Raw genomic sequence first — 5,191 nt, 5'->3', positions numbered from 1 at the left:
CGACAACTCCCCCACAAACCAGCGAGCGGCCCGGGCCGCAGAAAAGGGCCCGGCGTATCCACAGACGGCCGGAACCCGGGGAACCTCCGGAACTCGGGGAACCCGGAGAGCTCGGCGACCTCTGAGCACTCGGCCGGTGTGTCTCGTATCTCATCCGACAGGTCAACGGGCGCGAAAGGTAAGCGGTTCACGCGCCACGGAACTGATTCACTCGCGCATGGCGAAGCGGCGAATCGGCCCACCCGGACCCGGCCACCGCCCGGCCCGGTCCGGCCTCCTCACCCCACCCACGGGTGCTCGCACCCAGCAGGCGGCCTCATCACGCGGGCACCCTCACCTCGCGGGGGCCTCACCCGCCGTCTCATCCGCCCGCCGGCCGCCACCCCCGTGCCCGCCCCCGCGGCACCACCACCGCGGCGGCGGCCAGCAGGACCACCAGCACCCCGCCGATCACCGCGATCACCACGGCGCGCCGGCCCGAGTCGGCCGAGGCCGACGGCACGACATGGGCGGCGGGCGGGGTGGCGGCGCGCACCCGGGTCCCTGGCAGCAGCACCGACACCGCCGCGTACGGATCGAGCCGGGGCGGCACGGCCGGATAGGCGGTGGACTGGAGGCGGTCCACCACCTCGGCGGCGGTCAGCTCCGGGTAGCGCGCCCTGACCAGCACCGCCGCCCCGGCCGCGTGGGCCGCGGCCAGCGAGGAGCCGGTGCCGATGTAGTGGCCGCCGCCGCTCGGCCCGGTGCCGACCACGGTGTCCCCGGGCGCGGCCATGTCGGCGGCGAAGGGCTCCGGCGCCTTCTCGGGCCGCGTGCCGTCAGGACCGTAGTCGCTGACCGACAGCGCCTGGGCGACGAAGGCTGGGAAGTAGGGGCGGGCGGTGGTGTCGGCGGCGCCGCTGTCCGGGTCCTCGGGCGCGGTGTCGGGTGCCGCGGGCGCGACCACCACCACGTCATGGGAGGCGGCGTACTCGACGGCCGAGGTGAGCTGCGCACGCCCGGCGAGCAAGGCGTTGGCGACGTAGACGACCTCGGATCCCTGGTCCACGGCGGTACGTATGCCGGAGGCGACAAGGTCCGCGTCGGGTGTGCCGCGTTCGTCCGTGCCGCGGATCGCCAGGACGCGCGCCTTGGGGGCGACGCCGACGAAGCCGCTGCCGTCGACGGGCGCGGCGGCGATCACCCCGGCGGCAAAGCTGCCGTGCCCGACGCAGTCGTATCCCGCCGCCCCGAGGGCGGTGACCCGGCCGCGCAGCGCCGGGATGTTCCCGCCGACCCCGGTGTCCACCACGGCCACCGTCACGCCCTCGCCCTCGGTCAGTCGCCAGGTTCTGGGTAGTTGCAGGGTCGTCAGTGTCCAAGGTGTGGTCTCGGCCCGCTGTCCGGAGGCCTTGGCGCAGGTGTCGCCGTCGGCCAACGGGCCTGCCAGGACCGGCAGTTCCACGCCGTCGGCGGCCATGGCGGAGGGTGTGGCCAGGAGCGGGCCCACGGTCAGGGCCACGACCGCGGTGACGCTCAGGCACCTCCGTACGGTGCGGGAAGTGGCACGTCGCATGGTTCGGCATCGTAGTGAGACGTGCCGGTCCCCCGGAGCCGCCGACAAGGATTCGACAAGCGGGAAGCACGCGTACGCAAGGCCTCACCCTGTTTGATCGGAGACGCGCGTCGCCCCGGGAACGCACCCGGGGGACGTTTGCCCCGTCTCCGGGGTGACGCCCCCAGCGGGCCGACGCGCGGACGGGCGCGCAGGTGCCCGGCCCGCCCGCCGCACGGCACGCGGGTCTTTCCGTACGACAGACGAGGAGATCCCGCGTGGCTCGCCAGTTGCTCACGGTCAATCCGGAGAGGGCGGAGGGGTTCCGGACGATCGCTGACGCTCTGGGGCAGGCGCGTACGGGGGCGGTGATCCGGGTGAGCCCGGGGCGCTACCCGGAGAACCTCACCGTGCGGACCCGCGTGACCATCGTCGCCGAAGGGGAACGCGGCAGCGTCGAGATCTGCCCGCGCCGGGGCACGGCCCTCACCCTGGTCGCGGACGCGGTCCTGCTCACCGATCTGACGCTGCGCGGCGGCGGTGAGGACCTGCCGGTGGTGGACGCGCCCCGGGGGCAGGTCGCCATGGACAACTGCACGGTCATCGGCTCCGGCTGGACCGCCGTACTGGCCCGGCAGAGCGGCTCGGTGGCGATGCGGCACTGCCGGGTCACCAACGCACAGGGCGCGGGTTTCGTGGACACGGCGCCGACCGGGAGCGTGATCGAGCACTGCGTCATCGAGAACCTCGGCACCTCGGCGCTGGTGCTGTCGGAGGAGGCGCGTCCGGTCGTACGGGACTGTGTGCTGCGCGGCGCGCGCGGCAACGGCATCCTGGCCAACGGGGACGCGCGGGGGACGATCGAGCGCTGCGACATCTCCGGCACCGACAAACCGGCGGTCGCGCTGGAGGGGAACAGCTCCACCAGCCTCGCGCACCTCACCGTGCACGATGTCGCGGTGGGCGTTTATGTGACCAGTGACGCCCGCCCGTCGCTGGAGAAGGTCACGATCGCCGCCACCACCGGACCGGCCTTCGTACTGGCCGAGGGCGGTGACCCGCTGGTGCGCGGCTGCCGTACCGAGCGGACCAAAGGCGGCTCGCTGCTGATCTCGGACCAGTCCCGGGGGACGTTCGAGGATTGCGAGTTCGTCTCGTCGGTCACCCCGGCGGTCAGGATCACCCAGCACAGCACGCCCACGCTCAGCCGGGTCGTGGTGCGCGGCGGCGACGGGGCGCAGGCGGCCGTGTCGCTGACCGACCACTGCGCGCCGGAGATCGAGCGGCTTCAGGTGCTGGACGCGCCGGGCGCGGGCATCGGGGTGGACTCCGGCGCCAACCCGTATGTCCGCCACGCGGAGATCACCCGGCCGGCCGGGCACGGGATCGAGGTCACCGGGGACGGCACCGGACGGTTCGAGCACTGCGTGGTGCTCGAACCCGGCGGGCACGCCCTGTCGGTCACCGACGGGGGGCGGCCCACGCTCAGCGACAGCGCGCTGCGCTCCGGCGGGCAGGCCGGTGTGGCGCTGGCGGAGGACGCCTCCGCGACCGTGCGGGACTGCCGGATCGAGGACTTCTCGGGCTGCGGTGTGATGGTCGAGCGGGGCGCCGAACTCCATCTGGCTCGCGGCCATGTGGCCGGGGCGCGGGCGCACGGCATCCGGATCGCCGACGGCGGGCGGGCCGAGATCGGCCAGACGGAGGTCACCGGATGCTCCGGCGACGGCATCCGCGCGGGCGGCACCTCGGACGTCACCGTGACGGGCGGCTCCGTGTCCGGGAACAAGGGCGCGGGGATACGACAGACACCGCGCGGTGACCGGATGCGGGTCGAGGGCACGACCGGGTCGGACAACGGCGAGCCCGACCAGTGGGGCCCAGCGGAAGAAGCGCCGGAGGAGGCGACGCCTCGCCGGGAGCGGGCCGCGAAGAAGAAGCAGGAGGAGGGCCCGCTGGCCGAGCTGGAGCAGCTGATCGGCCTGGCGGGGGTGAAGCAGCAGGTGCGCGCCCTGGTGAACCTCAACCAGCTCACCCAGCGGCGCATCCAGCTCGGTATGCCGGTCCCCTCCACCAGCCGCCACCTGATCTTCGCGGGGCCGCCCGGCACCGGCAAGACCACGGTGGCCCGGCTCTACGGCGCGATCCTGGCCCAGCTCGGCTTCCTCCGCTCGGGCCATATCGTCGAGGTCTCGCGCGCCGACCTGGTGGCGCAGGTCATCGGCGGTACGGCGATCAAGACCACCGAAGCGTTCAACAAGGCGCTGGGCGGTGTGCTGTTCGTCGACGAGGCGTACACCCTGCTCTCCGACAGCAAGGGCTCCGGTGCCGACTTCGGCAAGGAGGCCATCGACACGCTGGTGAAGCTCATGGAGGACCACCGCGACGAGGTGGTGGTGGTCGCCGCGGGCTACACCGCCGAGATGAAGAACTTCCTGTCCGCCAACGCCGGTCTGGCCTCGCGGTTCACGCGCACCATCGAGTTCGCCAACTACTCCGTTCCCGAGCTGGTGACCATCACCGAGAGCATGTGCGAGAAGTTGCAGTACGAACTGGCGCCGGTCACCCCGCAGGCGCTCGCCGAGCTGTACGAACGGATCCCGAAGGACGCGGCATTCGGCAACGCTCGTGCCGCCCGGGGGGTGTTCGAGGACATGCTGGACCGGCAGGCCACCCGGCTCTCGGAGATGACCGAGCCCACCGAGCGTGACCTGCGGCTGCTGCTGCCCGAGGACGTCTCGGACGACACCGGCGACGACCGCCCGACCGCCGATGAACGGCAGGCGCTGCTGGACCACTTGGCCGGCATGGTGGGCCTGGCGGCGGTCAAGCGGGAGGTCACCGACCTGGTCAGTCTGCTGGCCACCGCCCAGGAGCGGGAGGCCGCTGGACTGCCCGTGCCGCAGATCGGCCAGCATCTGATCTTCTCCGGCTCACCCGGCACCGGCAAGACCACGGTGGCCCGGCTGTATGCCCAACTTCTTCACTCGCTCGGGGTGTTGCCGCGCGGCCAGCTGGTCGAGGTTTCCCGGGCCGATCTGGTCGGCCGGTACGTGGGGCACACGGCGCAGTTGACTCGCGAAGTATTCGAACGGGCCATGGGGGGCGTGCTGTTCATTGACGAGGCGTACACCCTCACCCCACAGGGCGCCTCCTCCGACTTCGGCCAGGAGGCCGTGGACACCCTGCTCAAGCTGATGGAGGACCACCGCAAGGACGTGGTCGTCATCGCGGCCGGCTACACCCGGGAGATGCGGCGGTTCCTGGACTCCAACCCCGGTCTGTCGTCGCGGTTCACGCGCTTCGTGGAGTTCGAGGACTACTCGACGGACGAACTGCTCACCATCGCCGAGCAGATGGCCGCCACCCTGGGCTACGAATGCCCGGACCAGACCCGGTACGCCCTGCGCGACCTGATCGACGCCCTGCCGCGCGACCGTTCCTTCGGCAACGCCCGCACCGCCCGGCAGCTACTGGAGACGATGATGACCCGGCAGGCCAGACGGCTCAGCACCACCGCCGCACGCAGCGTGGACGACCTGCGCCTGCTGCTGCCCCAGGACCTGCCGGAGCCGGAGCCGAGCCGGACGGCACTGTGAGCGGGAGCCGTAGGGACGTCGCGGTGAGCGAAGCCCAGCCGGACGGCACCGCGAGGGG

2 protein-coding genes are annotated in these 5,191 nt (G+C 72.5%); one reads left to right on the top strand and one right to left on the bottom strand.

The window, feature by feature from the left end; all coding sequences use genetic code 11:
- Positions 1 to 361: 361 nt before the first annotated feature.
- Positions 362 to 1,555, bottom strand: a complete 1,194-nt coding sequence (locus tag OHA55_RS26380; protein ID WP_266710141.1) for a S8 family serine peptidase — start codon at positions 1,553 to 1,555, stop codon at positions 362 to 364.
- 257 nt (positions 1,556 to 1,812) lie between these two features.
- Here OHA55_RS26380 and OHA55_RS26375 point away from each other — a divergent pair, with 257 nt between their 5' ends.
- A complete protein-coding gene (locus OHA55_RS26375) occupies positions 1,813 to 5,133 on the top strand; it encodes a right-handed parallel beta-helix repeat-containing protein (protein ID WP_266710140.1) in 3,321 nt (1,106 codons plus the stop codon).
- Positions 5,134 to 5,191 lie beyond the last annotated feature (58 nt).

This window comes from Streptomyces sp. NBC_00102 (assembly GCF_026343115.1).
Taxonomy (GTDB): Bacteria; Actinomycetota; Actinomycetes; order Streptomycetales; family Streptomycetaceae; genus Streptomyces.
This window is presented reverse-complemented; position numbering and strand designations above follow the sequence as displayed.